This window comes from Pseudoalteromonas sp. S3260 (genome assembly GCF_005886925.1).
In the GTDB taxonomy this organism is placed as follows: Bacteria; Pseudomonadota; Gammaproteobacteria; order Enterobacterales; family Alteromonadaceae; genus Pseudoalteromonas; species Pseudoalteromonas tetraodonis.
This window is the reverse complement of record NZ_PNCV01000031.1, coordinates 13,983-40,597: the sequence shown is the minus strand read 5'-3', so window position 1 is coordinate 40,597 and position 26,615 is coordinate 13,983. Positions and strand designations below refer to the sequence as shown.

27 protein-coding genes and 1 tRNA gene are annotated in these 26,615 nt (G+C 42.0%); 15 read left to right on the top strand and 13 right to left on the bottom strand.

Annotated features, from left to right (window positions below):
• Positions 1-139: 139 nt before the first annotated feature.
• A complete protein-coding gene (locus CWC14_RS05335) occupies positions 140-844 on the bottom strand; it encodes a 2OG-Fe(II) oxygenase (RefSeq protein WP_138561713.1) in 705 nt (234 codons plus the stop codon).
• Between the two features lie 31 nt (positions 845-875).
• On the opposite strand from CWC14_RS05335, the gene CWC14_RS05330 reads away from it, so the two are divergent.
• Positions 876-1,274, top strand: a complete 399-nt coding sequence (locus CWC14_RS05330) for an acyl-CoA thioesterase (protein WP_138561711.1) — start codon at positions 876-878, stop codon at positions 1,272-1,274.
• A gap of 7 nt (positions 1,275-1,281) precedes the next feature.
• On the opposite strand, the gene glpD is transcribed toward CWC14_RS05330, so the two are convergent.
• From glpD to CWC14_RS05315, 3 genes are all read right to left on the bottom strand, one after another.
• A complete protein-coding gene (gene glpD / locus CWC14_RS05325) occupies positions 1,282-2,784 on the bottom strand; it encodes a glycerol-3-phosphate dehydrogenase (RefSeq protein ID WP_138561709.1) in 1,503 nt (500 codons plus the stop codon).
• A gap of 6 nt (positions 2,785-2,790) precedes the next feature.
• The gene (glpK, locus tag CWC14_RS05320; RefSeq protein ID WP_138561707.1) at positions 2,791-4,296 is read right to left on the bottom strand and encodes a glycerol kinase GlpK; all 1,506 of its coding nucleotides are present in this window, start codon (positions 4,294-4,296) and stop codon (positions 2,791-2,793) included.
• Positions 4,297-4,461: 165 nt separating this feature from the next.
• Positions 4,462-4,704, bottom strand: a complete 243-nt coding sequence (locus CWC14_RS05315) for an HP1242/YdcH family protein (RefSeq protein ID WP_138561705.1) — start codon at positions 4,702-4,704, stop codon at positions 4,462-4,464.
• 249 nt (positions 4,705-4,953) lie between these two features.
• Here CWC14_RS05315 and CWC14_RS05310 point away from each other — a divergent pair, with 249 nt between their 5' ends.
• The 8 genes from CWC14_RS05310 to speD all read left to right on the top strand — a co-directional run bounded on the left by CWC14_RS05310 (position 4,954) and on the right by speD (position 12,796).
• Positions 4,954-5,535, top strand: a complete 582-nt coding sequence (locus tag CWC14_RS05310; protein WP_109875692.1) for an anthranilate synthase component II — start codon at positions 4,954-4,956, stop codon at positions 5,533-5,535.
• A gap of 47 nt (positions 5,536-5,582) precedes the next feature.
• Complete coding sequence (locus tag CWC14_RS05305; RefSeq protein WP_138561703.1) at positions 5,583-6,743, top strand: HDOD domain-containing protein; 1,161 nt, start codon at positions 5,583-5,585, stop codon at positions 6,741-6,743.
• Between the two features lie 369 nt (positions 6,744-7,112).
• A complete protein-coding gene (locus tag CWC14_RS05300; RefSeq protein WP_008108435.1) occupies positions 7,113-8,318 on the top strand; it encodes an aspartate aminotransferase family protein in 1,206 nt (401 codons plus the stop codon).
• Positions 8,319-8,402: 84 nt separating this feature from the next.
• The gene (astA, locus tag CWC14_RS05295) at positions 8,403-9,419 is read left to right on the top strand and encodes an arginine N-succinyltransferase (protein ID WP_138561701.1); all 1,017 of its coding nucleotides are present in this window, start codon (positions 8,403-8,405) and stop codon (positions 9,417-9,419) included.
• 15 nt (positions 9,420-9,434) lie between these two features.
• Positions 9,435-10,904 (top strand): succinylglutamate-semialdehyde dehydrogenase, encoded by a 1,470-nt coding sequence (gene astD, locus CWC14_RS05290; RefSeq protein ID WP_138561699.1) that lies wholly within the window; start codon positions 9,435-9,437, stop codon positions 10,902-10,904.
• A gap of 144 nt (positions 10,905-11,048) precedes the next feature.
• A complete protein-coding gene (locus CWC14_RS05285) occupies positions 11,049-11,387 on the top strand; it encodes a DUF3802 family protein (protein ID WP_013463829.1) in 339 nt (112 codons plus the stop codon).
• Between the two features lie 95 nt (positions 11,388-11,482).
• Complete coding sequence (locus tag CWC14_RS05280; protein WP_013463830.1) at positions 11,483-11,896, top strand: OsmC family protein; 414 nt, start codon at positions 11,483-11,485, stop codon at positions 11,894-11,896.
• Positions 11,897-11,983: 87 nt separating this feature from the next.
• Positions 11,984-12,796, top strand: coding sequence for an adenosylmethionine decarboxylase (gene speD / locus CWC14_RS05275; RefSeq protein WP_013463831.1), 813 nt, complete (start codon positions 11,984-11,986; stop codon positions 12,794-12,796).
• An 11-nt stretch (positions 12,797-12,807) separates the two neighbouring features.
• Here speD and CWC14_RS05270 read toward each other — a convergent pair whose 3' ends face one another.
• From CWC14_RS05270 to cysG, 9 genes are all read right to left on the bottom strand, one after another.
• A complete protein-coding gene (locus tag CWC14_RS05270; protein ID WP_138561697.1) occupies positions 12,808-13,089 on the bottom strand; it encodes a hypothetical protein in 282 nt (93 codons plus the stop codon).
• A protein-coding gene (locus CWC14_RS05265; RefSeq protein ID WP_138561695.1) for an IS1182 family transposase occupies positions 13,029-14,376 on the bottom strand; the annotation gives its coding sequence in 2 pieces (ribosomal slippage) (positions 13,029-13,205 and positions 13,207-14,376; 1,347 coding nt in all). Before CWC14_RS05265 ends, CWC14_RS05270 begins: the two co-directional genes overlap by 61 nt.
• A 156-nt stretch (positions 14,377-14,532) precedes the next feature.
• On the bottom strand, positions 14,533-15,804 hold the full coding sequence (locus tag CWC14_RS05260) for an aromatic amino acid transport family protein (protein WP_138561693.1): 1,272 nt from the start codon (positions 15,802-15,804) through the stop codon (positions 14,533-14,535).
• Between the two features lie 394 nt (positions 15,805-16,198).
• Complete coding sequence (gene cysQ, locus CWC14_RS05255; protein ID WP_138561691.1) at positions 16,199-16,969, bottom strand: 3'(2'),5'-bisphosphate nucleotidase CysQ; 771 nt, start codon at positions 16,967-16,969, stop codon at positions 16,199-16,201.
• Between the two features lie 9 nt (positions 16,970-16,978).
• Positions 16,979-17,572 (bottom strand): adenylyl-sulfate kinase, encoded by a 594-nt coding sequence (gene cysC, locus CWC14_RS05250; protein ID WP_008108444.1) that lies wholly within the window; start codon positions 17,570-17,572, stop codon positions 16,979-16,981.
• Positions 17,573-17,605: 33 nt separating this feature from the next.
• Positions 17,606-19,330 (bottom strand): SLC13 family permease, encoded by a 1,725-nt coding sequence (locus CWC14_RS05245; protein ID WP_138561689.1) that lies wholly within the window; start codon positions 19,328-19,330, stop codon positions 17,606-17,608.
• A gap of 33 nt (positions 19,331-19,363) precedes the next feature.
• Positions 19,364-20,788: a sulfate adenylyltransferase subunit CysN gene (cysN, locus tag CWC14_RS05240; protein WP_138561688.1), complete on the bottom strand. Its 1,425-nt coding sequence runs from the start codon at positions 20,786-20,788 to the stop codon at positions 19,364-19,366.
• Positions 20,788-21,687, bottom strand: coding sequence for a sulfate adenylyltransferase subunit CysD (gene cysD / locus CWC14_RS05235; protein WP_138561686.1), 900 nt, complete (start codon positions 21,685-21,687; stop codon positions 20,788-20,790). The genes cysN and cysD overlap by 1 nt, the downstream gene beginning before the upstream one ends.
• Positions 21,688-21,730: 43 nt before the next feature.
• Positions 21,731-23,152, bottom strand: coding sequence for a siroheme synthase CysG (cysG, locus tag CWC14_RS05230; RefSeq protein ID WP_138561684.1), 1,422 nt, complete (start codon positions 23,150-23,152; stop codon positions 21,731-21,733).
• 263 nt (positions 23,153-23,415) lie between these two features.
• Here cysG and deoC point away from each other — a divergent pair, with 263 nt between their 5' ends.
• The 6 genes from deoC to rplK all read left to right on the top strand — a co-directional run bounded on the left by deoC (position 23,416) and on the right by rplK (position 26,613).
• Positions 23,416-24,168, top strand: coding sequence for a deoxyribose-phosphate aldolase (gene deoC, locus CWC14_RS05225; protein WP_028835951.1), 753 nt, complete (start codon positions 23,416-23,418; stop codon positions 24,166-24,168).
• Complete coding sequence (locus CWC14_RS05220) at positions 24,152-24,655, top strand: hypothetical protein (RefSeq protein WP_064663604.1); 504 nt, start codon at positions 24,152-24,154, stop codon at positions 24,653-24,655. The genes deoC and CWC14_RS05220 overlap by 17 nt, the downstream gene beginning before the upstream one ends.
• Positions 24,656-24,821: 166 nt before the next feature.
• Positions 24,822-24,898 (top strand) — tRNA-Trp (locus CWC14_RS05215).
• A gap of 130 nt (positions 24,899-25,028) precedes the next feature.
• The gene (gene secE, locus CWC14_RS05210) at positions 25,029-25,406 is read left to right on the top strand and encodes a preprotein translocase subunit SecE (RefSeq protein ID WP_013463843.1); all 378 of its coding nucleotides are present in this window, start codon (positions 25,029-25,031) and stop codon (positions 25,404-25,406) included.
• A 4-nt stretch (positions 25,407-25,410) separates the two neighbouring features.
• Positions 25,411-25,968, top strand: a complete 558-nt coding sequence (gene nusG, locus CWC14_RS05205) for a transcription termination/antitermination protein NusG (RefSeq protein WP_138561682.1) — start codon at positions 25,411-25,413, stop codon at positions 25,966-25,968.
• Positions 25,969-26,184: 216 nt separating this feature from the next.
• On the top strand, positions 26,185-26,613 hold the full coding sequence (gene rplK / locus CWC14_RS05200) for a 50S ribosomal protein L11 (RefSeq protein ID WP_008108462.1): 429 nt from the start codon (positions 26,185-26,187) through the stop codon (positions 26,611-26,613).
• Positions 26,614-26,615 lie beyond the last annotated feature (2 nt).

The window sequence follows — 26,615 nt, the reverse complement described above, 5'->3', positions numbered from 1 at the left end:
CCCCCCCCCCCCCCCCCCCCCCCCCCCCCGCACCCCCCCGCCGCACACTGATTTTTGCAAGCTGACCGCTGACCGCTGACGCTGACCGCTGACCGCTGACCGCTGACCGCTGACCGCTGACCGCTGACCGCTGACCGCTTTAGCTTTGTGGCGTTCCATAAATTTGCTCTGCTCGATTAAACAAAACCCATGAGGTTAAAATATACTTATCGTTTGATACTGGCTTATTGCCTCTATGTGTATGCGTAAAGTAGCCTGGGGCAATTACCATGCTGCCTTTTTTAGGGGCTATTTTACGATTTTGATAATAAAACTCGGTTTCTCCGCCTTCTTCAACATCATTTAAATAAAACATAAATAACAACACCCGATGCAGTGCTTCATTATGCTGTAGCTGCGGATACACCTCACTGTGCCAATACGGATAACCGCCTTTATTTACTTCGTATTTTTGCGCTTGAATATTACCGAGTCTAAAAATTTGCTGCACCAATAAGGGGAGTTGTGGTTTACCTACCTCGTCATAGTTGGCGTGAGTTAAATCTACCGGCTGGCCTGTTTTTGGGTGATACACTTTTAAACCAAATGCCCCAATCATCATAAAAATATGTTCTTCGATGTATTTAAAAACATACTGTGCAGTGGTTTGTTGAATATGTTTTAATTGATCTGCGTATTCAGGATGATTGTTTAAGTGCAGGTCGTGGCTATCTTTTTTATTAAGGTCAACGCCGCCCGATGTCATCCCTTGTTTAATATGCGGGCTTTGAGAAAAGGTAGTGATAAAGTTATCACAAAAGTCACTGCTGAGCGCGTTGTCATACACGCGGATAAAGTCCGTCATGAGTTACCTGTTTAATTATTATTGGATTATTATGTTTACTGAAAAAGTGATACCGCGTTTTAGCGAAACGGATGCACTCGGACACATCAACAATACCGTACTCCCCGTATGGTTTGAAGCGGCCCGAGTACCTATTTTTAAATTTTTTACGCCAGATCTAAATCCACACAACTGGAAGTTAATCATTGCTAAAGTTGAAGTGTCGTTTGTTGGCGAGCTATTTTATGCTCATGAGGTGACAATTAACACCAGCATAGAGCAGATTGGCAATAGTTCATTTGTGATCCGCCAAGAAGCATTGCAGCAAGATAAGTGCTGCGCCATTGGTAAAACGGTGATGGTACGTTATGACTTTACTAGCAAAACAAAGCAACCACTTTCGACTGATGAAAAAGCCGCATTAACACAGCACCTTGTAGCAGTTAGTTAATCGCAGCTTAACTATGACGAGCTGGATGTTTAGTTAAATATTGCCCCAAGGCAATGACTTGTTTTTCTGAAAAGCGCAGCCCAAGCTTTGTTCGTCGCCAAAGTATATCTGCGCTGGTTCTTGCCCATTCATGGTTTACTAAGTAATCAACTTCTTGCGCATACAGACCATGACCAAAGTGATAACCTAAATCGCCGATTGCTTGGCTGTTCCCCAGTAATTGATAACTAAGCGTGCCATAACTGCGAACCATACGTTTTAAGGTGTCGATTGCCAGCCAAGGGTAGCTGCTTTCTAACTGTGCGCTAAGGTATGCTTGGTTACTAAAGTCACCGCCTGGTAAAGGGGCATCTTTCGTCCATGAGCCACTAATTTGTGGGTAAAAAGGCGCTAACTTATTTACGGCGTTTTCTGCAAGCTTTCGATAGGTAGTAATTTTACCACCAAACACACTTAATAAAGCGGCATGATCGGTGTCGTTGCTTAATATCAGCTTGTAATCACGGGTGACGGCTTGAGCATCTGTTGATTTGTCATCTAATAGTGGCCGCACCCCACTAAAGCTGTGCACAATATCGGCCGCGCTTATAGTGTTTTTAAAGTAATGGTTAGTGATACTGATGAGATACTGTATTTCTTGCTCACTAATTTTTACATCAGCAATATCGCCGGTGTACTCTTCATCAGTGGTGCCAATCAGTGAGTAATCTTGCTCATAAGGAATGACAAATACAATGCGGTTATCTTCATTTTGTAAAATATAGGCAACTGGCTCATTGTGGAGTCGGGGCACTACAATATGACTGCCTTTCACAAGGCGAATAGTGTGCGGTGTGGGCTGGGTAAATACATCTTCAAATAATGACGCGCCCCATGGGCCTGCGGCATTTACAACACTTTTTGCCTTTATATTTAGGTGCAGCTTGCTGGCTTGTTGCTCTAAAATCACATCCCAATAATCTGCGTTACGCGTTGCTTTAATGCAGCGGGTGCGTGTTGCAATGGTGGCGCCTAAATTATGCGCTGCTTGGGCGTTTAAAATCACTAAACGCGCGTCATCAACCCAGCCATCGGCGTATTCAAAGCCATGGGTTATACTGTTGTTAAGTACACTATTGCTGTCAAATTTAATCGCTTTTGAGGCGGGTAAGGTGTCACGTTTCGCTAGGTGATCGTAAATAAGTAACCCCACACGAATCATCCAAGAAGGACGTAAGTGTGCTTGGTGCGGTAGCCTAAAAGAAAGCGGCCACATAATATGCGGCGCTTTTTTTAATAGCACTTCACGTTCACGTAATGCCTCTCTTACCAATCTAAATTGATAATTCTCTAAATAGCGAAGCCCGCCATGAATAAGTTTGCTGCTATTAGAGGAGGTTGCAGAGGCTAAATCGTTCTGCTCACATAAAAGTACTTTTAAGCCACGACCACTAGCATCGGCAGCAATGCCAGCGCCGTTAATGCCGCCGCCAATAATGAGTAAGTCATATTCGTTATCGTGTACGCTCATAGATTCTTAGTCACTCTCGTCGTCAGTGCTATTAGAAAGTCTAACTTGTGCAATGCAATGTAGCCACTTTGCGTATAAATCGTTGCGCTCTTCACTGCTCATGGTTGGTTCAAAGCGACGATCGCTTTTCCACATGTTGGCAAGCTGCGCAGTAGATTCATATACCCCAGTTTGCAGGCCTGCTAAGTAGGCAACCCCCAATGAAGTGGTTTCGGTCAAGGTTGGGCGTTCGACGCTTGCGCCTAAAATGTTAGCTAAAAATGCCATGGCCCAATTATTGTTTGCCATGCCGCCATCAACCCTTAAAATACTAGGGCGAAGTCCGTCACCCTCCATGGCTTTTTGTAAATCTTTGGTTTGATAACCCACCGACTGTAAGGCAGCTGCCACAATAGTACTAATGCCTGAATCTCGGGTTAGGCCTAAAATAGCGCCTCTTGCATTTGCATCCCAATAGGGCGCTCCTAAGCCAGTAAACGAGGGCACTAAAAACACCCCATGATCTAAGGGAACACCTTTGACAAGGGCTTCACTCTCACCTGCGTTTTCTAATAGTTTTAGGCCTTCTACTATCCATTGCATGGTGGCACCAGCCATAAAAATGCTGCCTTCAATCGCATAGGTGGGTTTGCCGTTGAGCCGATATGCAAGAGTGGTTAATAAACGATTATTTGATTTTAGTGCTTTATCACCAGTGTTAAGCATTAAAAAGCAGCCCGTGCCGTAGGTGCTTTTTGCCATACCTTCTTCAAAACAGGCTTGACCAATTAAAGCCGCTTGCTGATCGCCAGCAATACCACAAATAGGAATTTCACTACCGAACAACTCGCTGTTTGTTAACCCAAAATCAGCCGCTGAGTCCATTACCTCAGGTAACATAGCCAGTGGAATATCAAATAAAGCCAGTAATTCTTCATCCCAGCATTGCTGATGAATATTAAACAGTAAAGTTCGTGAGGCATTAGTGGCATCGGTTTTGTGCACTTTACCGTCGGTTAATTGCCACAATAAGTAGGTATCTACCGTGCCAAATGCTAGTTCACCTGCTTGTGCTTGCTCTTTAGCGCCAGTGACGTTATCTAAAATCCAACGAACTTTGGTTGCAGAAAAATAAGGGTCGAGTACTAAACCGGTTTTATCATTCACCATTTTCGTATGCCCAGCATGGCGTAAACTATCGCAATATTCACTGGTGCGTCGGTCTTGCCATACAATCGCGTTATAAATAGGTTGCCCAGTTTTTTTATTCCACACTAAAGTGGTTTCTCGCTGATTAGCAATGCCGATGGCAATTATGTCGGCGGCAGTTACTTGTTGCTGCGCTAAGAGGTTTTTGACGCTGGTTAATACAGTTTGCCAAATATCTACAGGATCGTGTTCAACCCAACCATTTTTTACAAAATGCTGAGGGAAGGTTTGTTGAGCACTCCCTATCATCTGTGCATCTTTGCTATATAAAATAGCCCGAGAGCTTGTCGTTCCTTGATCAATCGAGAGTAAGTATTTAGCCATAAAAAATAACGTTGTTTAATTTAGATAAAGCTAGCTTGTCTTTAAGCTAAACGAATAGCAATGCTTTTGCACCATAATGGTTAAAATTATAGATTAGCAGAGGGTAGGCGAGGGAAGTGATAATTAAATTTTGGCGCCTATTTAATAGACGCCAAGCAATAGTGATTAATTAGTACTCGTTAATTGTTGATGTAACCAATCTTTTAATACCATTCTGTCGTGCTTTAGCTGCTGCATAGCTTCGTCATCGATAGGTGAGTCTAGTAGTTCAAGTACCCGAATTTCTTTATCGATTTCATTGTATTTTTTTGCTTTAGTAGCAAAGTTTTCATCATTTGCATTGAGTTTTGCAATTGTTTGCGTGTAATCAGGAAAGTCTTTAGTTAATGAATGGTCTTCGCCTAACATAGGTTACTCCTTGTTTATACGTATTTAATGCGCTGTTGGATAATGCAGGTCACTTTACTGATAGACAGTTTATAACTACTGAATTACTCATATAATAGAGCTTGGGCTGATTTAAAATAAATCAACCATTGCTGATTGTAAGCGAGCTATTTGTATTAGCTGAGCTGCAAAACACTGACACCTGCAAAGCCTTCAGTTAGAATATGCATGCAATAACCATCCGCCTAATTACTTTGAGTACTTTAATACATGCTTTTAATGATCGATAACTACGACTCGTTTACCTACAATTTGGTACAGTATTTTCAACGATTAGATCAAGAAGTGGTGGTAAAACGTAACGACCAAATAACGCTGAGCGAAATTAAACAGTTAAACCCCGATCATATTGTGATTTCTCCAGGCCCTAAAAGCCCAAGTGAAGCGGGAGTGTCGTTATCTGTTGTAGAGCAATTTAAAGGAACTTATCCTATATTAGGTATTTGTTTGGGGCACCAAACCATTGCTCAGGTGCTAGGTGGTAAGGTGGTGCGCGCTAAACAGGTTATGCATGGAAAAACATCGCCAATTTATCACCAGCATCAAGGTATGTTTAAAGGTTTACCCAACCCGCTGACTGTGTGCCGCTACCATTCTTTAATTGTTGAAGCACACTCATTGCCTAAGGAACTAGAAGTAACAGCATGGACACAAAGTAAAACTGGGCTGCGTGATGAAATTATGGGATTGTTGCATAACGAGCTCGCACTTGAAGGCGTGCAGTTTCACCCTGAAGCAATTTTGACCGAGCAAGGCTTAGCCTTACTTGATAACTTTTTAACGCGCTTCTAGGCTTATACCTGTAAGCTATTTTCCTTTTTTGCCTTAAGATAGAGTTTATGACCGATACATTGCAGCAACAGCGAATTGTTAACGTGCTACACCAACGAGCGCATGATTTGCTACTGGGTCATAGTTTTGCTAATCAGCAAATAGGCTTTATTCATACCTTAGACTTCAATGACGGTAAACCCGTTAAAAAGCGTACCTTATTAGAAGTTGAAGTGGCCGCTCAGCAAAAGCGTCAACAAAAAAGTACTTCACATCAAAAGTTACAGGCAAAAACCAGTCAAAAATTACATACGGTTATTGAAACCGTGATTGCTAAACGTCTTGAAGACATCGATTTTGTGATTAAAGACACCATTGGCATAGAAGATAACGTGTGCGCCATACTCGATATACTGGCTACTCGCGCCGCCTCGGTTGGCCGTTTAGAGCCGCTAATTAACGATTTAAGTTGGTTGGGGCGAGAGCTGGTTACCTTAGTTAATTTACCTTTTTATCGTAAGCAACGCAGTAAAGGCACCTCAGTCAAAGTAGATACCCCAGCGTTGGCATTACGTTATTTGGGCTTAGACAACCTGCAACTGGTAGTGCCTACTTTTGCAGTGCGTCATTGGATGCCACATAGCACAGAACCATTCACGTTATTAAAACGCAGGTTAAAAGACAACACCATGTCGTGTGCCATTGCAGCGCAAACGCTTGCCCAGCTTAATGGGTTAAATCCCATGCATGCATTTACCTTAGGCATGTTATTAAATGTGGGGCAAATTGCCTTAGTGCGCTTATACTTAAAAGTGTTTGAGCAAGTATGGCAACGCAAAGTACAGCGTGCTCGTGAAGAAGGTGACAAAAACCTACACACTGCGTTGTTAGAGTTAAAACCTGACCCGCTATTTTTAACGACATTGCTGAATGAAAAATCACTGCTTGTTAGCGCCAAGGTGATTGAAACCATGTCATTTAAATACTTACCCTTTAACACTGTTATGCAGCAGTTAGTGAATGGGACAGAAAAAGGTGATAGCTTATTGCCATTATCACAAGTAATTTTAAAGGCTCGCTGCTACTCTCAGTACTTAAATTTAAAAGAGCACCAGCTTATTGAAGACGATGAATTACAAAGCTGGTTTAGCTATTATAAGTTTACAAAAAAAGAGTTAGAGACCTTACAAACAGCTAATTTTACTAATTTGGCACTTCAAATCGATTAAATCTGTTAATTTTTTTGCGACTATTCATTCACTTTAATTCTACTTATTCATGTGCAGTTGGTTTATAAGCGCTATGCTTTTTCGTTGTAGAGGCGCTGACTAAGGTAAATGCACATCATTATTAGCTCTCAAATAGTTATTCACTATCTATGAAATAATATCTTAAGCCCTTTATTTTAAAGGGGTACATGAAAGTTTTTGAAGAGACATAACCCTAAATTTCTGAAATAATGAGCGTCTGAAAATTGAACCACAACGTAGTTTCAGGCAAATACATAGCTATTATTTTTTGCCGACACATTTGGTTATTAACAATAATCACACCCCTATTCTACTGCTTTGTGATGCACACAATTAAGAGGAAATAAAATGACAGTCAATCGCGAATTATTTGATCACGTAATGGTTCCTAACTACGCACCTTCAAGCGTAATTCCAGTTCGAGGCGAAGGTTCTCGTGTATGGGATCAACAAGGACGAGAGTTTATCGACTTTGCTGGTGGTATTGCCGTTAACTGTCTTGGCCACTGCCATCCTGCATTAGTGGGTGCATTAAAAGAGCAGGGCGAAAAAATTTGGCATTTATCAAATGTAATGACCAATGAGCCAGCGCTTCGCTTAGCTAAAAAAATGGTTGATGCGACTTTTGCAGAAAAAGTTTACTTTGCAAACTCAGGCGCAGAAGCAAACGAAGCGGCACTTAAATTAGCGCGTCGTTTTGCGCTTGATAAATTTGGTGCAGAAAAGTCACAAATTATCGCCTTTAATAAAGGTTTCCATGGTCGTACCTTCTTCACGGTTACTGTAGGCGGTCAAGCGGCTTACTCTGACGGTTTTGGTCCTAAGCCAGGCGACATTGTTCATTGTGACTACAATGACCTTGCCGCATTTGAAGCGTTGATTAGTGATAACACCTGTGCGGTAATGATGGAGCCAATTCAAGGTGAAGGCGGTATTATTTCGCCAACTGACGAATTTGCACAGGGCGTTCGCGATTTATGTACTAAACACAACGCATTGCTAATTTTTGATGAAGTGCAATCAGGTGTTGGTCGTACGGGTGAGCTATACGCATACCAAGGCTTAAACGTAGTACCTGACATTTTAACTTCAGCTAAAGCACTTGGTGGCGGTTTTCCAATTGGCGCTATGCTAACAACCACTGAGATTGCACAGCATCTTAAAGTAGGTACTCATGGTTCTACTTACGGCGGTAACCCACTAGCCTGTGCAGTTGCAGAAGCTGCATTTGATACAGTGAACAATCCAGAAGTATTAGCGGGCGTTAAAGCAAAAGCGGCGTTATTTACCGAGCTACTTAATGCGATTAACGAAAAGTACCATGTATTTAGTGAAATTCGTGGCCAAGGTTTATTAATCGGTGCCGTAGTTAATGAGCAGTACAAAGGGCGCGCTAAAGAGTTTTTAGTTGCAGGTACTGAGCATGGCTTAATGTCACTTGTAGCGGGTGCTGATGTGGTTCGTTTCACTCCATCTTTAGTAATACCAGAAGCTGATATTCGCGAAGGTATGGCACGCTTTGAAAAAGCAGTAGCCCACGTTGTAAATGCGTAATTGCTAATTCAACTTCTTTAGGGGCAAACGTAGTTTGCCCTGCAGTTCCTATTTACCGTTATATATAAGGGAGTAAGCGGATTCATGATGATCCTTCGCCCAATCCAAAAAAGTGATTATGCAGCTTTAGTAACCATTGCCGACGAGTCGGGACATGGCTTTACTTCTTTACCTAATAATGAAGAGTTATTACAAAAGAAGATTGCACATTCAGTTAACTCATTTACAAAAACCACGTCACAACCTGGTGATGAAGGGTACTTATTTGTTCTTGAAGATACTGAAACTGGTGAAGTAGTTGGTACTTCAGGTATTGAAGCGGCAGTTGGCTTAGATGACGCATTTTATCACTATCATTTGAGTAAAGTGATTCACTCTTCGCGCACGCTAGATGTGTATAAAGCGGTAGATATTCTCACCCTTTGTAATGACTACACTGGGGCGACAGAGCTGTGCACACTGTTTTTAAAAGACGGTTATCGTAAAAATTGTAACGGTAAGCTGCTTTCAAAAGCACGCTTTATGTTTATAAAACAGCACCAGCAACGCTTTGCACAAACCGTTATCGCAGAAATGCGTGGCGTATCTGACGAAAACGGCAGTAGCCCGTTTTGGCAGTGGCTTGAAGAGCACTTTTTCTCTATGGACTTCCCAACGGCAGATTATCTGACGGGAATAGGGCAAAAAGTATTTATTGCTGAGCTTATGCCTAAATACCCAATTTACGTCAACTTATTGAGTAAAGACGCGCAAGCGGTTATAGGTCAAGTGCATGACAATACGCGCCCTGCAATTCAACTATTAAAAAGTGAAGGTTTTACTTTTAATGGTTACGTTGACATTTTTGATGCGGGCCCAACCGTTGAAGCAAAAGTAGATAACATTGCTACTGTACGTAATGCACAAAACTTTAGTGTTGAAATTGGCGAAATGACAGGCGATACCATGGTGTTGTTAGCCAATGACAAGCTTGAAGATTTTAGAGCAACCGTTGTTCCTATGACATTTGATTCGCGATCAAACAGCCTAGTGCTTACGCAAGAACTTGCTGATGCATTACATTTGAAATCGGGCGATTTTGTTACTGCTACCCCAGTTTAATTTAGGAGAAAGTATATGACTCATCCTGCACAATTTATTAATGGTCAATGGTCACCAGGCCAAGGCACCGAATTTAACTCAGTTAACCCTGCAAATAACGACGTTATTTGGCTGGCATCAGCTGCAAGCGCTGAGCAAGTAGATAGCGCCGTAGCCTCTGCGCGTGAAGCATTTTATAGCTGGGCTGATAAAAGCTTTAGCGAGCGTTTAGAGATTGTAAAAACTTTTGCTGCAACGTTAAAAGAGCATAGCGAAGAGTTGGCTGTGGCAATAGCTCAAGAAACAGGTAAGCCACTTTGGGAAACGCGTACTGAAGCGGGTGCCATGGTCGGAAAAATTGCCATTGCTGAAAAAGCATTTTTAGAGCGTACCGGCGACGTTGAAAACGCGATGCCGCAAGGCCGTGCGATGATCCGCCATAAGCCACACGGTGTTGTTGCTGTATTTGGTCCTTACAACTTCCCTGGGCATTTACCAAATGGCCACATTGTACCTGCACTTTTAGCTGGTAATACCGTGGTATTTAAACCCTCTGAACTAACACCTATGGTGGCTGAGCTAACCCTTAAACTATGGGAAAAAGCCGGTTTACCAGCAGGGGTTATTAACCTTGTACAAGGTGAAGTTGAAACAGGTAAAGCACTGGCGTCACACAAAGGCATTGATGGTTTATTCTTTACAGGTTCTTCTCGTACGGGTCATATTTTACATGAGCAGTTCGCAGGTCAACCAGGTAAGATTTTAGCGCTTGAAATGGGTGGTAATAATCCGCTAATCGTTAAAGATGCAGAAGATACGCTTGCTGTTGTGCACGATATTGTGCAATCTGCGTTTATCTCAAGCGGCCAACGCTGTACGTGTGCGCGTAAATTGTTTTTACCAACAGGTGCTAAAGGCGATGAAATTTTAGCACGCCTAATTACAGCCACTAAAGCAATCAAAGTTGGTAATTATGACGATGCTGACCAACCATTTATGGGCTCTATGATTTCAACGGCCGCTGCCGCTGGAATGGTTAAAGCACAAGATGAGTTAAAGGCCATGGGTGGTGACGTGTTAGTTGAACTTGAGCATACAGCTAACACCGGTTTTGTTACACCGGGTATTATTGAGTGCACAAATATTAAAGACTTCCCAGATGAAGAGCACTTTGGTCCACTTTTAAAAGTATTCCGCTTTGACGATTTTGACCAAGCGATTGATAAAGCAAACGACACTAGCTTTGGTTTATCAGCAGGTTTATTAAGTGATAACCAAGCTGATTACGATCATTTCTTACGTCGTATTCGTGCGGGTATTGTTAACTGGAACCGTCCAATTACAGGCGCCTCAAGTGCTGCGCCGTTTGGTGGTATTGGTGCCTCAGGTAATCACAGGGCGAGCGCTTATTACGCCGCCGATTACTGTGCATACCCTGTTGCTTCTGTGGAACTTGAAAAAGTAACCATGCCAGCAACACTAAGCCCAGGCTTAAAAATAGATTAAGTACTCTGAACAATAGTTAAGTACGACTTAATTAGTATAAAAGCAGCTTCGGCTGCTTTTTTTGTATTGCAATCCCACAAAGCTAGCAATTATTAGTGCTTTCTGCTTAAATTAAGCAATCAGTATTTTTGAGGTAAATAAACGATGGTTTTAAACAGGCAAGGGTACGATGACTTAATAATGTACCTAACTCAGAACTTAGCGTTGTTTGAAAAACCAGGCGAAATAAAGCCAGGTGCGCCAACCGTTATTGAGTTAATTGAAGATGTAATTGCCGAAAATGTCATACGCATTTGTCAACAACACCCAGACCTTTCTACAGAGCAGCGTAGTCAAATTGTACGCGAAGTTGATGGCATTGTTTACGATTTACAAGAAGTACTCAGCAGTGTGACTTCTCACACTGTTACAGTCGAACAGCATGCTTTTATTGATGAGTTTGCAGGGCTAGTCAAAAACTTATTTGATAACGCTATTAGTTAATATTTCCCCCTTTAAAACCACGCTTTATTCGCTATTTAATTTTAAATGCGCGTGAGTGTCTGCGTGTAATGAATATAAATTATTGAGATAAAACAATGCAAGCAAATGTAAAATGGGTTGAAGGTAATACTTACATCGGTCGCTCTAACAGCAATCATAATGTCGTGTTTGATGCGGGCAGTGACGGAGCAGCACCTAGCCCAATGGAAATGGTATTGATGTCGGTTGGTGGTTGTTCATCGGTTGATGTGGTGAGTATTTTAAAAAAAACTAAGCAAGAGTTCTCATCAGTAGATGTGCAGTTAACCGCTGAACGAGCAGAAACAGCCCCGCGCGTGTTCACCAAAATTAATTTACACTTTGTTGTAACCGGTAATAATGTGTCTGAAAAGCACCTAGAAAGAGCGGTTTCGCTTTCGGCAGAAAAGTATTGTTCAGTTGCATTAATGCTTGATAAAACAGTAGAAATTACCCACAGCCATGAAGTTGTTCAAGATCAGGGAAAATAACGCTTTTTCCGTGAGTAAAATTCGTATAAAATCCGCGAACTTTTCATTCTGCAGGTGCAGATTTCACTAATTTATAGGTTGGTTTATATGAACAAACCCTTCGATAAACTTAAACTTCATGGCTTTAATAATTTAACTAAAAGCCTAAGCTTTAGTATTTACGATATTTGCTATGCAAAAACAGAGCAACAACGTAAAGAATATATAGAATATATCGATGAGCAGTATAGTGCAGATAGACTAACCGACATTTTAGGTGATGTGGTTGATATTATTGGTGCCAATATTTTAAATATTGCACGTCAAGATTACGAGCCACAAGGTGCCAGCGTCACTATTTTAGTTTCAGAAGAGCCGGTAGAAGAGCAGCAAAATTATGATGCTGACGAAGCGCCAGGGCCATTACCTGACTCAGTGGTTGCACACCTTGATAAAAGCCACATTTGTGTTCACACGTACCCTGAAGCACACCCTGATGATGGTATTTGTACTTTCCGTGCTGATATTGAAGTATCAACCTGTGGCATTATTTCGCCGCTTAAAGCGTTAAACTTCTTAATCCATAGCCTTGAGTCAGATGTGGTTACAATTGACTACCGTGTACGTGGCTTTACCCGCGATATTAACGGCGTTAAACATTACATTGACCATGCAATTAACTCGATTCAAAACTTCATGACAGAAGATACTAAAGAAGCGTACCAAATGATGGACGTGAACGTGTATCAAGAAAATCTGTTCCATACCAAAATGATGTTAAAAGAAACCGACTTAAATACGTATTTATTTGGTTTATCTACTGATGATTTGTCAGATGACGAAGAAGAAGAGATTCGCTCAAAACTAACACGTGAAATGCAAGAAATATTCTATGGCCGTAACCTGCCAGATACAGAATAATACCAATTGCATTAAATAAAAATGGCGCTCATTGAGCGCCATTTCAGATTGACGATAAACCCTGCTTTTTTGCAGGGTTTATTATTTTTGAGCAGCCGAAGGCTGCGATCGCGATATTTTTCTGTTGCTATTATTATTCTTTGAATTTTAGTGCTGATGTGACTTTTCTTGAATTTACCGCCGTATGACAGGGTTTTAGAGGGCTTTTGAGACTTATTACGCTCATCTTGGGCTATGCTGCCTTCATTAACGCCATTTTCTTCATGTTCTGACAGGCCGCTGCCAATAAGCATTGCGCACTGACATTCTTTATTCCTCTGTATCTACAATAACGATGCCCGTGATGTTGCTTTGCATCCGCGAAACTTCTTTCGACTGTTTCACCTCGTCGTTTGTATCGTTTTTTACCCCCATTCGCTCAGCCGTATTTCATTTGCAGCCTCTACACTTGCTTGCCACACATGCCGTGTAATTACTTTGATATGGTTTTTACTGTTTGTGCATTGCGACCGCACTGGACAGTCTTTACATGTCTTCGGGGTTGAGTGGTATTGCCGATAACCTAGTCTATTCGTGGTGTTATAAATCAGTATTTCGCCTTGTGGGCATGTGTATGTATCGGTGTCTGCGTCGTAGCTGTATTCTCGCTTTGCGAAATAGCCTTTCTTTTTGTTTGGCCGTCGATAACCCAGGACACCAATGAGTTGTCGTTCTTCTAAATTATGGCACACTGCGGCTGTAAAATACCCTGCATCTAATCCTACGGCAATGGGGTTGAGTTCAAACGTATCAAGTACGCGGTCTAAGCGTTGTATGATTGGTTGACTGTCATGCACATTACCTGCTGTGGCATGTGTATCAACGATAATTCCGTGTTTGCCATCCACAACCCTATGGTCTAAATAGAAAAATCCTTTTGGCTTTTCATCACGCACCATAAACCCACTGTCTGGGTCAGTTCGGCTTACTTTGGTTGGTTTTGTACAAGGCTCCTTTTCCTCATACTTCAGGGGCTTTTTTCCTTCGGCTTCTCTGTCATTTATCACTGCTTTATTAAGCTGCTCAACATACACTGAGGGGCTGACTTTTAAGTCTTCAATGTCATAACGGCGCTTATTGGCATTGGCTTTTAAATGGGTGCTGTCTGCAAATAAACTATGCCCACCAATGAGCCCTTGCTTCATCGCTTGACGAACTATATTGTCGAAAATCGATTGATAAATATTGCTGTCTTTAAAGCGCTTTACACGGCTCTGGCTCAGTGTCGAATGATGGATAACGTCATCGGTGAGCCCTAAACCTAAGAACCAGCGGTATGCAACATTCACTTGCACTTCTTTAATAAGGCGGCGCTCACTTTGAATACCAAACAAGTAACCTAAGAAAAGGTATTTAAAAAAGCGGACAGGGTCTACGGCTGGTCGACCATTATTTTTGCAATATAAGTGGGCGACTTCATCACGTATGAATTCAAAGTCGATAGCTAAGTCTACGAGTCGTACTAAGTGGTCTTGTGGAACAAGGTGGTCAATTGCGACCATTTCTAATTCATGTTGTTGCGGGGTTTTATCTCTAAGCATAATGAACTCTCCAAATTCACTCTGCTTATTAGATCAAAGGGCTCGAGCTGTGTCTAGCCCTTTTTCAACAGTCTGAAATGGCGCTCATTGAGCGCCATTTTTGTATGTCTGAGAAAGCTCAAGTAAATGAGCTGGGCTTTTGTAATACATACTTACTTAGCTAAGCATGCTGTACAGTAACGCACACACTGCTAATGAACCGACAGCCAGTACAAATAAGGTACTTAAACGATTACGGTACTTTTGTAAGCTAGGCACTTTGTAAACTGCAATCATTGGCATAATGAATAAAATCATCGCAATGATTGGGCCTGATAACTGATCCATCATATCTAGTATGCTTGGGTTTTTAACCGCGCAGAACCAAATAGCGAAAAACATCAGTACCGCACCCACTTTGTCAGCCACTTTAGGCCTCATGCTTGAGTGTTTAGTCACTAACCCAGTAAAGCTTTCGCGTGCCCCTAAAAAGTGACCTAAAAACGACGACATAATCGCAATAAAGGCAACCAAAGGTCCCAGCGTTGCAATGAATGAGTTTTCTGTAATATTAGCCAAGTAAGATAAAACAGAGACGTTTGCCGCTTTTGCTTCAGCCATTTGGTCACCGGTAAGCGATAACACGCATGAGAAAACAAATAACAAAACAAAGGTAATCAATAATAAGCTAGTGCGCTTTAAAATAGCCTCTGACTTAGAGGTTGCTAGGTCACCATAGTGGCTGCGTTGTTTATTAACAAAGCTTGAAATAGCCGCTGCATGGCTAAATGAAAACACAATAATAGGAATCGATAACCAAAGTGTTTTACTAAAGCTACCTAGCCCAGGCATAGTTGTATCGGGCATTTGCCAGCTTGGGATTAAATACAGAGATAAAAAGAATAAAATACCTACTAGCGGGTACACTAAAATAGCAAAGGCGCGTAGCATTAAGCGTTCACCGCCCATCATTAAGCCAATCATAACAGCAACAAGTACACCTGAAAGCACAACGCGTGACGGCGACTCCATTCCTAATTGATTGACCATAAAGCTGTCTACCGTATTGGTTAAACCCACACCGTAAATGAGCAAAATAGGAAAAATTGATAAAAAGTATAACAAAGAGATCAGTCGGCCCGCGTTTACGCCAAAGTGTTCTTCTACCACATCGGTAAAATCAGCCTCTTTATTTTTTGATGATAATACAAAACGCGCCAAACCACGGTGCGCTAAAAAGGTCATAGGAAAGGCTAAACACGCCATAATAATCAGCGGCCAAAAACCACCAATACCAATATTAATCGGTAAAAATAAAATACCAGCACCCACTGCGGTGCCAAAAAGGCTAAGTGTCCACTGCGTATCATGCAGGTTCCATTTTGATTTAGACGTGTGTGCGTCTTGTGTTGGTGCATTTGAAAGCGTCGCACCTTGAGATGTTGTCATGTGTGTGTATCCATTATTTATCATAATAATTGCGCCGAAGAATATAGTTTTTAACCACACATTTCATGTGTTCTTATGTCTTGGATATAAATTTGTTGTAGCGTATTAGTTACTGACTGTCACGAATATGAAACAGTGTTTAAAAGCTGCGCAATTAGTGCAGGAATGTGCCGCGAAATGCGTGAATAATCATCACTTTTGGAGTTAAGAGTGTGAGGAAAATATTTATATGTATTTGTTAAAGTGCTAAGTGCTTGTTGGATTTCGGCTCGCTCAACTAAACCTGCGGTGTTTAAATTGTCACTGAGATGCTCGCGACTCTAAGCCCGTAGCCCGTAATTTAAGATGCTTGTTGGGTTTTGCTTCGCTCAACCCAACTTACGCTCAACTACCTTTATTCTTCGAGTGCTGATACCACAAAAAATGGATTCAAATACTCATCTTTGGTGTTGTACAAAAGCGGGCTGCCATCAAGTTGAGTGACTTTTGCACCGGCTATTTCGGCGATGGCGTGGCCTGCTCCGGTATCCCATTCACAAGTTGGGCCTAAGCGCGGGTATATGTCGGCACTGCCTTCGGCGACTAAACACAGTTTGAGTGAGCTGCCTTTTGACACCATTTCAACCTCATCAAAGCGTTTTACAAATTCAGCTAAATCAGGAGAGGGGTGCGAGCGGCTACCTACAACACGAATAAGGCCTTTGTTAGGCTTGGTGGTAACTTTAAGCTCGATGCGCTCATCGCCTTTGTCTTTAAAAGCACCAATGGCTTCGGCGGCTATGTACGATACACCTAGCGCAGGGGCATCAACCACAGCTAAAACTGGTTTGCCATTTTCGATTAGGGCAATATTAACGGTAAATTCACCGTTCTTTTTAATAAATTCTTTGGTGCCATCAATTGGGTCAACCAGCCAATAGCTGTTCCATGTTTGGCGTACGTCCCAACCAATGTCGGCACTTTCTTCACTCAATACAGGAATATCGGGAGTGAGCTTTTTGAGCCCTGCACTAATGATTTTATGAGCTGCTAAGTCGGCGTCGGTTACGGGGCTTTCATCAGCTTTGTATTCAACGTTAAAGTCTTTGTTGTAAATACCCATAATCGCGCTTCCCGCTTTGCGGGCGAGAATAAGGGTTTCTTCTAGCAGTTCAGTTTGGTTCATTAGATGGGCCTATAGTATATGCTGATGTTTTAGATACGTTATCAGTTGAGCTACCGATTGGTCTAGGGTGTTTTTACTGGTATCTAAAATTATTTCAGGATTAACCGGCGGCTGGTAAGTTGAATCAATCCCGGTAAAGTGTTTAATTTCACCGGCGCGCGCCTTTTTATATAAGCCTTTTGGGTCGCGACTTTCACACACCTCAAGAGGGGTGTCGATGAATACCTCGATAAATTCACCCTCATCAACTAACTCACGAACCATGTCGCGCTCAGCTTTAAAAGGAGATATAAACGCAGTAAGGACTAACAAACCAGCGTCAACCATTAGCTTGGCGGTTTCGCCTACGCGGCGGATATTTTCAACGCGATCGGCATCACTAAAGCCTAAATCTTTACATAAACCATGGCGTACATTGTCGCCATCAAGTAGGTACGTGTGCGCACCTTGCTGATTGAGTGCTGCTTCTAGTGCATTCGCAACGGTACTTTTACCTGAGCCAGAAAAACCAGTAAACCATAAAATAGCCGGCTTATGCTTTTTTTGTTCGCTGCGCTGTACTTTAGTGGTGGCGTAATTATGCCAAACAATATTGTTATCCATTTGCTGTGTCTCTTTATGCTATAAACGCGGGCATTAAAACGGAAATACCAGCGGGATCAAAGTCAGTACGGTGATTGAATAAATAATAGAAAGCGGTAGCCCCATCATTACATAGTCTTTTAGTCGGTAGTTACCCGCGCTATAAACCATTAGATTAGTTTGATAACCAAAAGGTGAAATAAAGCTGGCTGAAGCGCCAAATGCAACTGCCATAATAAACGGCAAAGGTTCTACGTTAAAGCCAATGGCTAGTGAGTAGGCAACCGGAAACGATAGCGCTGCAGCAGCATTATTAGTGATTAATTCGGTAAATAATACGGTCATTAAAAAGATAGCGATAAACGCGCCATAAGGGCCAAAGTCGCCCAGCACTACAAACATGGCGTCTGATATTTGCCCTGCAAGGCCGGTGCCTATCATCAGCTTAGCTAAACCTATAGCACTGCCCACGACAGCAAGTAACTCAATAGGAAAGCGGCGCTTTATTTCGCTTAGTTTGATAGTACCACACAGCATTAGGCCAATAAGTAACACTAACAAGCCTTTAACCAGCGGTACTGCACCTAAAATACTTAATCCCAGCACACCCGCAAAGCTTAACAATACAATATTTGATTGCTTTGCACTGAGGTGGGTTTGTAAATCAAGCCCTGAAATATACACAAACTCGCGCTTTAAGTTAGTTAAGTCATAAAAGCTTTTACCAGGGGCGAGAATGAGTGAATCACCCGCTTGTAATCGCACTTGCCCAAGCCCGCCTTGTAAACGGTCATGCCCACGGCGAATAGCAATAACGGCCGCATGAAATTGCTCTCTAAAGCGGGCTTCTTTTACCGTTTTGCCAATTAATTTAGACGACTGACTAACGACAACTTCAACGAGGTGTTCAATGTCTTTTTCGTGTTTGTCGTGCACCACTTTTAAGCCATCAAAGCGAGTAAGCAAAGGCACTGACTTTATGTCGCCCACAAACAGCAGTATGTCGTCTTGTTGAATAATATGTTGGGGGGTCACGGCGCAAATACGGTTGCCATCACGAATAATTTCAGCCAGAAACAAGTCTTTTAAGTCGCGTAAACCATTTTCTTCTACAGTACGATTTATTAGTTTAGAACCAGTTTGCACTTTCCCTTCTAGATAAAAAGGCACCACCTCTTGGCTATTTTTACCATTGTCGGGCAGGCATTTTAGCATCACCAAAATAGTAATTAAGCCCACACTAAGTGCGCCCAAACCCACCAAGGTAAAATCAAAAAAGCCCAGTGGCGCCATGCCCGCATCTACTGCAAAGCCATTTACGATTAAGTTAGTAGAGGTGCCAATAAGCGTAATAGTACCCCCTAAAATCGCGGTGTACGACAAGGGTAGCAATAGCTTTGAGGGAGAGTGGTTTGGGTTATCCTTTATGGCGGTAATTAATGAGGCAACTACCGCGGTATTGTTAGTAAAGGAAGACAAAAACGCTGTAGACAGCCCTAATTTAGTTACTGACTTAACTAAACTACCATTGGATAACGATTTGGCTAAACGCTGAATAAGCGTGGTTTTTTCTATCGCTATCGACACTAAAATTAATAACACTAAAGTAATTAATGATGAGTTAGTGTAATTAACCAGCATGTTTTCTAAATCTATTAACCCAGTTAGATAGCTTGTGCCTATGGCACTTACAAATAACCATGCAGGATTAATACGGGTGCCAAAAAGGCACCCGACTAAAAGCAACATAATGCCTGTTAAAATGAGCTGTTCTACCATGCTTTAAATGTTCCTAACAGGCGTTCATTAACGTTATAGCTTTGAAATATCAAGCGCTTGCCAATGCGGGAAGTGCTTGCGTACGAGGGCGTTAAATTCAACTTCAAAGTCGCTGTATTGTCCTGCGTTTTCTTCACTTTGCAGTACCTGTTCTATCATTCCTGCTGCAACCGTTAAGTTTGATAAGCGATCAATAAGAATAAATGAACCGGTTTCATGATTATGATGGTACTGGTCGGCTAAAATAGTCTCGGTCAGCTCCAGTGTCACAATCGCAATCTCGTTTAACTGCAATGAATCTGCACTGCCATGCTCTAGCGTGTTTACATCAATAGTGTGATCAATTTTTGTGACCGTGGCCGAGGTGTTTTTGCTGCAAAGTTTAAGGTTGTAGCTTTTACCAAGCACCAATGGCGACTCGTGCATCCACACAATTTTAGCCTGTAATTGGTTGGTTACTTGAGCTTGCGAATTTGCAGGCACAATAACGTCTCCTCGGCTAATATCTATTTCAGTATTAAGAGTAACCGTAATTGCTTGGCCAGCTTGTGCAGTATCTAGGTTGCCATCAAAAGTAACAATTTCTTTAATATGTGATGTTTTACCTGAAGGCAGTACCTTTACTTCATCACCTACACGTAATTTACCCGATGTAAGCGTGCCTTGAAAACCACGGAAGTTTAGATTAGGGCGTACCACGTATTGCACCGGAAGACGCGCTTCAAAACCGGTGTCGATTTCAGCGGCTGGTGAATCTTCTAACAGCTCAAGCAATGGTTTGTCGGTGTAATAAGGAGTGTGCGCAGAGCGAGTTACTACGTTATCGCCTTTAAGCGCCGACATAGGCACAAACTTAATATTTGATACGTTAAGTTGCTCAGCAAATTTTAAATAATCGGCTTTAATTTTTTCATAAACGGTTTCGTCAAAATCAACAATATCCATTTTGTTAACCGCAACCACGAACTGCTTAATGCCTAATGAGTCACAAATAAAGCTATGGCGCTTAGTTTGTACCTGCACGCCATAGCGCGCATCCACTAAAATAATGGCAACATCACTAGTTGAAGCGCCAGTAACCATGTTTCGGGTATACTGCTCATGCCCTGGGGTGTCGGCTATAATAAACTTACGTTTAGCGGTTGAAAAGTAGCGGTACGCTACGTCAATTGTTATACCTTGCTCACGCTCAGCTTGTAGGCCATCTACTAACAGTGCTAAATCAAGATCTTCACCGGCGTTACCCACTTTTTCGTTATCTTTATGAAGCGCGGCTAGCTGATCTTCATAAATTTGGTGACTATCATGCAGTAGGCGGCCAATTAAGGTTGATTTACCGTCATCCACACTGCCACAAGTCAGCATACGCAATAAGCTTTTATCTTGTTGACGTGCTAGGTAAGCGTCTATACCAATTTCTTTTACTTCATTAAATGTATCGTTATTTAGGTTAGACATTAGAAATACCCCTCACGTTTTTTCTTCTCCATAGAGCCTGCTGAATCATGATCAATCACTCGACCTTCACGTTCAGATGACGATGAAAGCAGCATTTCTTCAATAATTTCGGTTAGATTGCTGGCGGTAGATTCAACTGCACCTGTTAGTGGATAACAGCCTAATGTTCTAAAGCGAACCGACTTCATTTGCGGTACTTCACCTTCATTAAGTGGCATGCGCTCGTCATCAACCATAATTAAAGTACCATCGCGCTCTACTACAGGGCGCTCTTTAGCAAGGTAAAGTGGCACCATTTCGATGTTTTCTTGATATATGTATTGCCAAATATCTAGTTCAGTCCAGTTAGATAATGGGAATACACGAATACTTTCTCCTGGGTTCACTTGGCTGTTATAGGTATTCCAAAGCTCAGGACGTTGGTTTTTAGGATCCCAGCGATGGTGTTTATCACGAAATGAGTAAACACGCTCTTTAGCCCGTGATTTCTCTTCATCACGACGTGCGCCACCAAATGCGGCATCAAAACCGTATTTATTAAGCGCTTGCTTTAGCCCTTGAGTTTTCATGATATCGGTATGTTTACCCGAGCCATGTGTAAACGGGCCTATACCCATTTCGATACCTTCAGGGTTTTTGTGTACGATTAAATCAAAGCCGTACTCTTTAGCTAAACGGTCTCGAAACTCAATCATTTCACGAAACTTCCAGTTGGTGTCTACGTGTAATAACGGAAACGGAATCTTCGCAGGATAAAATGCTTTACGAGCTAGATGCAAAAGCACCGATGAGTCTTTACCGATTGAGTAAAGCATAACTGGGTTCTCAAACTCAGCGGCGACTTCGCGCATGATTTTGATACTTTCAGCTTCAAGTTGCTGAAGGTGAGTTAAAGCCATTGTTGGTCGTCCTACTAAAATGATTAAATTAAAATCTGTTAAATTACGCTACGTCTGTCAGTGGTTGAGCAAAGCTACTGATCTGCGCTTTTTCACCAAACCAGTGTAATTGGTCATGTAGTGAGGCCACTTCACCTATAATGAGTAACGCGGGCGAAATTATTTGATGCTGCTCAATAAGCTGCGCTAATTGGTCTAACTGTCCGGTAACTACGCGTTGATTTTTACGTGTGCCGTTTTCAATAATTGCCACTGGTGTTGTTGCTTCTCGCCCATGTTTTAATAGCTCGGCTTGAATATGCGGCGATTTAATCACCCCCATATAAATAGCCAGTGTTTGGTTTTTTTGTGCAAGCGACTGCCAATTAAGCTCTTGGCCTCCCTTTTTACAGTGACCAGTAACAAATTGAATAGCTTGAGCATGATCACGATGCGTTAAAGGAATACCTGCATAGGCACTACAGCCTGCGGCCGCCGTTATACCTGGCACTATTTGGTAATTTACGTTATTGGCTGCCAGTACTTGTACTTCTTCGCCACCACGACCATAAATAAATGGGTCGCCGCCTTTAATACGACATACTTTTTTACCTTGTTGCGCTAAATCAACTAGCATCTGGTTAGTGTCTTCTTGGGCTACGCTATGATCGCCTAAGCGCTTACCCACACAAATTAAATCGGCATCGCGGCGTACTAATTCCATAATTTCGTCGGAAACTAAATAATCATATACCACCACGTCGGCTTGTTGCATTAGCTGCAATGCTTTTAGGGTGAGTAACTCTGGATCCCCAGGGCCTGCACCTACTACGTATACTTCACCTTCTGGCTCTACTTTGGCATCTAGCATTTTCTCTAGTTGTTGTTCAGCGCCATGGGTATCACCGGTTTGAACTTTGCTTACTACTGATGAATCAAACACGCCTTCCCAAAATTGGCGACGATCAGCAAAATGTTTAAAGCGTTGCTTTACTTTATGGCGAAAGCCACCGACCAAGTTAGCGAGTGGGCCGATATGCTGCGGAATAAGTGCTTCGAGCTTTTCACGTAAGCGCCTTGCTAAAACCGGCGCGGTACCTGCACTTGAAATCGCAATGGTAATTGGGTTGCGATCAACAATAGAGGGGAAAATAAAGGTACATTTAGGTTGATCATCCACCACGTTTACAAACACATTACGCGCATTGGCGAGTTCAAATACGGTGTTGTTTACTTCATCGTTGTCGGTGGCGGCAATAATCAAAATTTTGCCATCAAGATGCGTCTCTTCAAAATAGGCATCTATTAATGTTACTTCATCATTATGCGCATGTTCTTTTAATTCTTCGCAAAACCAAGGAGCAACTAGCGTTACATCGGCGCGTGCTTTTAAAAACGCACGGCATTTTCGCAAGGCAACCTCTCCACCGCCAACAACCAATACGGGTTTGTTGTCGAGTTTGGTAAAGATAGGTAAATATTGCACTGAATAACGCCCCTAAAAATAATAAAGTGTTTAACTGAGAAGCAGAATATAGTGGCTATTGATAAGTAAAAAATAATTAAATCTTAGTTGATATTCTTAAAAGTTATATCAATCATGTTTTTTAGGTCTAAATCGTATTTAGTAAGGGGTAGAGTGACATTTAGTATAAAAAACGCGCTTATAGTGTTTGGTTATGAGCTATAGCAAGTTTAAGCTATGATGCTCTTATATAGGTTAAGGTCACACAATTTCATAGGCATAAAATGACAAACAATACTCAAAACGCCACGCTAGCCGTTAGCTTAATGGACTTAACCAGTTTAAACACTGATGATAGTCAAGCCAGTATTAACGCATTAGTAAACAGTATAAACCCTAAGCTAGGCACGCCTGCTGCGCTTTGTGTGTTTAGTGAATTTGTTGATGACGCTAAAATAGCACTTGCTAATCGCTTATTGAGCCATGTAAAAGTGGCCACCGTAACTAACTTTCCCTCTGGTGATGCGCCACTCAATGAAGTACTCAATGAAACCCTGATAGCCATAGAGCGGGGGGCCGATGAAATTGACTTAGTCATTCCTTATAAAGCGCTTTTAAAAGGTGAAGCAGATACCGTGCTGGAATACGTGAGTGAGAGTAAAAAGGTATGTGGCAGCCGTGCTAAGCTCAAAGTGATCATTGAAACTGGCGAGCTAAAAACGGCAGCATTTATTACTCAAGCAACCGAACTTGCCATCCAAGGCGGAGCTGATTTTGTAAAAACCAGTACAGGAAAAGTAGCTGTGAATGCCACGCTTGAAGCGACTGAAATAATGCTTAAAGCCATCAAAAAATCATCAAAGCGAGTTGGTTTTAAGGCTGCTGGTGGAGTCAAGACCGCAGTAGATGCAAATGCTTATTTGCAACTAGCAACCGAGATTATGGGGCATGATTATTTAGCACCAGAAACATTTAGGTTTGGCGCTTCATCGCTGTTAAATGACGTTTATAAGGTGTTGAATGAAGCGCAGCAGTGATGCCGAAAAACAACAATTAGAGCACGATGCGGCCAAATTGTTTTTGCGATGTTATGAACAACAAACGGGAATTCACATGCGCCATATTTGGCACAATGAACCGAATAGACCCGATGTAAGCTGTTATCAAGAAAATCAGCAACTCGATATAGAGGTGGCGCATTTATACGCCAGTGAAACGGAAGCCATGGCCGTGTTAGGCCGGCCACTGTCGATACAAATGCAGCGTGATTTAGCCGACATGGCGCAACAACCAAGCGAACACCGGTTGCAATCCGCGTTGGAGCGCTTATTAAAGCAAAAAGCGACTAAGCGTTATTATTCAAAGCGTACGTGGTTGTTAATTCGTAACGCTAGTACTATTTGGCATAAGAGCGACTTTGAAGCGGCAGTCAAAAAAGTATGTTTTCCAAATACCCATCAATTTGAACAAATATGGTTACTGTGTGATTTTTATCGCGGTGAGTTATTACGAGTAGATCATTAAAAAAGTGATTTGACTAATACGTATTAAATGTTTCTAAACGGATGAAAGCCACAGGATTAATTTGATTATCAGGTCTATAAACTTATTAACAGTGAAGATTTTATCAGATGACTATCTTTACTCTTGTGTTAATGAATTGCGTAAGTATAATAGGCATCCACTTTGCAGGGGCGTAGTTCCAATTGGTAGAACAGCGGTCTCCAAAACCGACGGTTGGGAGTTCGAATCTCTCCGCCCCTGCCAATTTTTACAAAGTGAATAAAGTCTAGAACTAAAAATCGGTTTGAGAAAGCTTGTTTTTAAGTTTAGATTTTAATGGATTAACCCTGTCGACGTGCAGGGTTGTTGTGTCTGTAGTTAAGGTAATAATATTATGAGCACGAATATAGAAACACCATCAAGTGGGATGGAGTCAGTAAAGTGGTTAGTAGCAATTGCGCTACTTGCAGGCGCAGTCGTTGGTAATCATATGTTTGCAGATCAGTCTGTATTACTACGTGCTATTGGCGTTGTGGTTGCAATAGCGGCGGGTTTAGCTATTGCTTCGCAAACTTTTAAGGGACGTACCTTCCTTGCTTTTGCTAAAGAAGCGCGTATTGAAGTACGCAAAGTAATTTGGCCAACGCGTCAAGAAACAACGCACACGACATTAATCGTAATGGTTGCAACAGTGATTATGGCACTTATCCTTTGGGGATTAGATGGCATTTTATTTCGCGCTGTAGGCTTTTTAACTGGATTGGAGATCTGATCCCATGTCGGATGACAATAACGAAAAGAAACTACGTTGGTACGTAGTACAAGCTTTCTCAGGTTATGAGAAGCGTGTTGCTCAAACATTATTAGAGCACATTAAAATCAAAGGCCTAGAAGATAGCTTTGGTGAAGTATTAGTTCCTACTGAAGAAGTAGTTGAGATGCGTGCTGGTCAAAAGCGTAAGTCTGAGCGTAAATTCTTCCCAGGTTACGTACTAGTACAAATGGATATGAACGATGCAAGCTGGCACTTAGTAAATAGCACTGAACGTGTTATGGGCTTTATTGGTGGTACATCAGACCGTCCTGCACCAATTAGTTCTAAAGAAGCTGATCGCATTCTTAATCGCCTACAAGAAAACGCTGAAGCGCCTAAACCAGCAACATTATTTGAGCCGGGTGAAGTGGTTCGTGTTACTGATGGTCCATTTGCAGACTTTAGTGGTGTGGTTGAAGAAGTTGACTACGAAAAGAGCCGCGTTAAAGTGTCGGTACTTATTTTTGGTCGTTCTACGCCAGTTGAACTTGAATTTGGTCAAGTTGAACAAGATAAGTAATTGATTTAAAGCGTCGCGTTAAAAACTTTTAAATTTTTGGCACGAAGCTTGAAAAAGGCCGCTGATTAACTTATAATCAGCGGCCTTTTTGTATTCAGGGAAAACGGTTGTTTAACTGTTTGCAGAAAGTGAGAAACCAATTTTTAAACTGGGAAGCCGCTAGAGTACGCGTCCTCGCGCGCACAAGGCTAAGACCCACCTAATGAGGTATTTATAATGGCTAAGAAAGTTGAAGCTCTAATCAAGCTACAAGTTGCTGCTGGTATGGCTAACCCTAGTCCTCCAGTAGGTCCAGCACTAGGTCAACACGGTGTAAACATCATGGAATTCTGTAAAGCGTTTAACGCACGTACAGAATCTATCGAGAAAGGCGCTCCAGTTCCTGTAGTGATCTCTGTTTACGGCGACCGTTCATTTACGTTCGACATGAAAACGCCACCGGCTGCTTACTTACTTAAGAAAGCTGCAGGTATCAAATCTGGTTCAGGCCGTCCTAACACTGAAAAAGTAGGCACAGTAACTCGTGCTCAACTTGAAGAAATCGTTGAGACAAAGAAACCAGACCTTACAGCTTCTGATTTAGAAGCTGCGGTTCGCACTATCGCAGGTTCTGCGCGTGCGATGGGCTTGAACGTAGAGGACTAAGA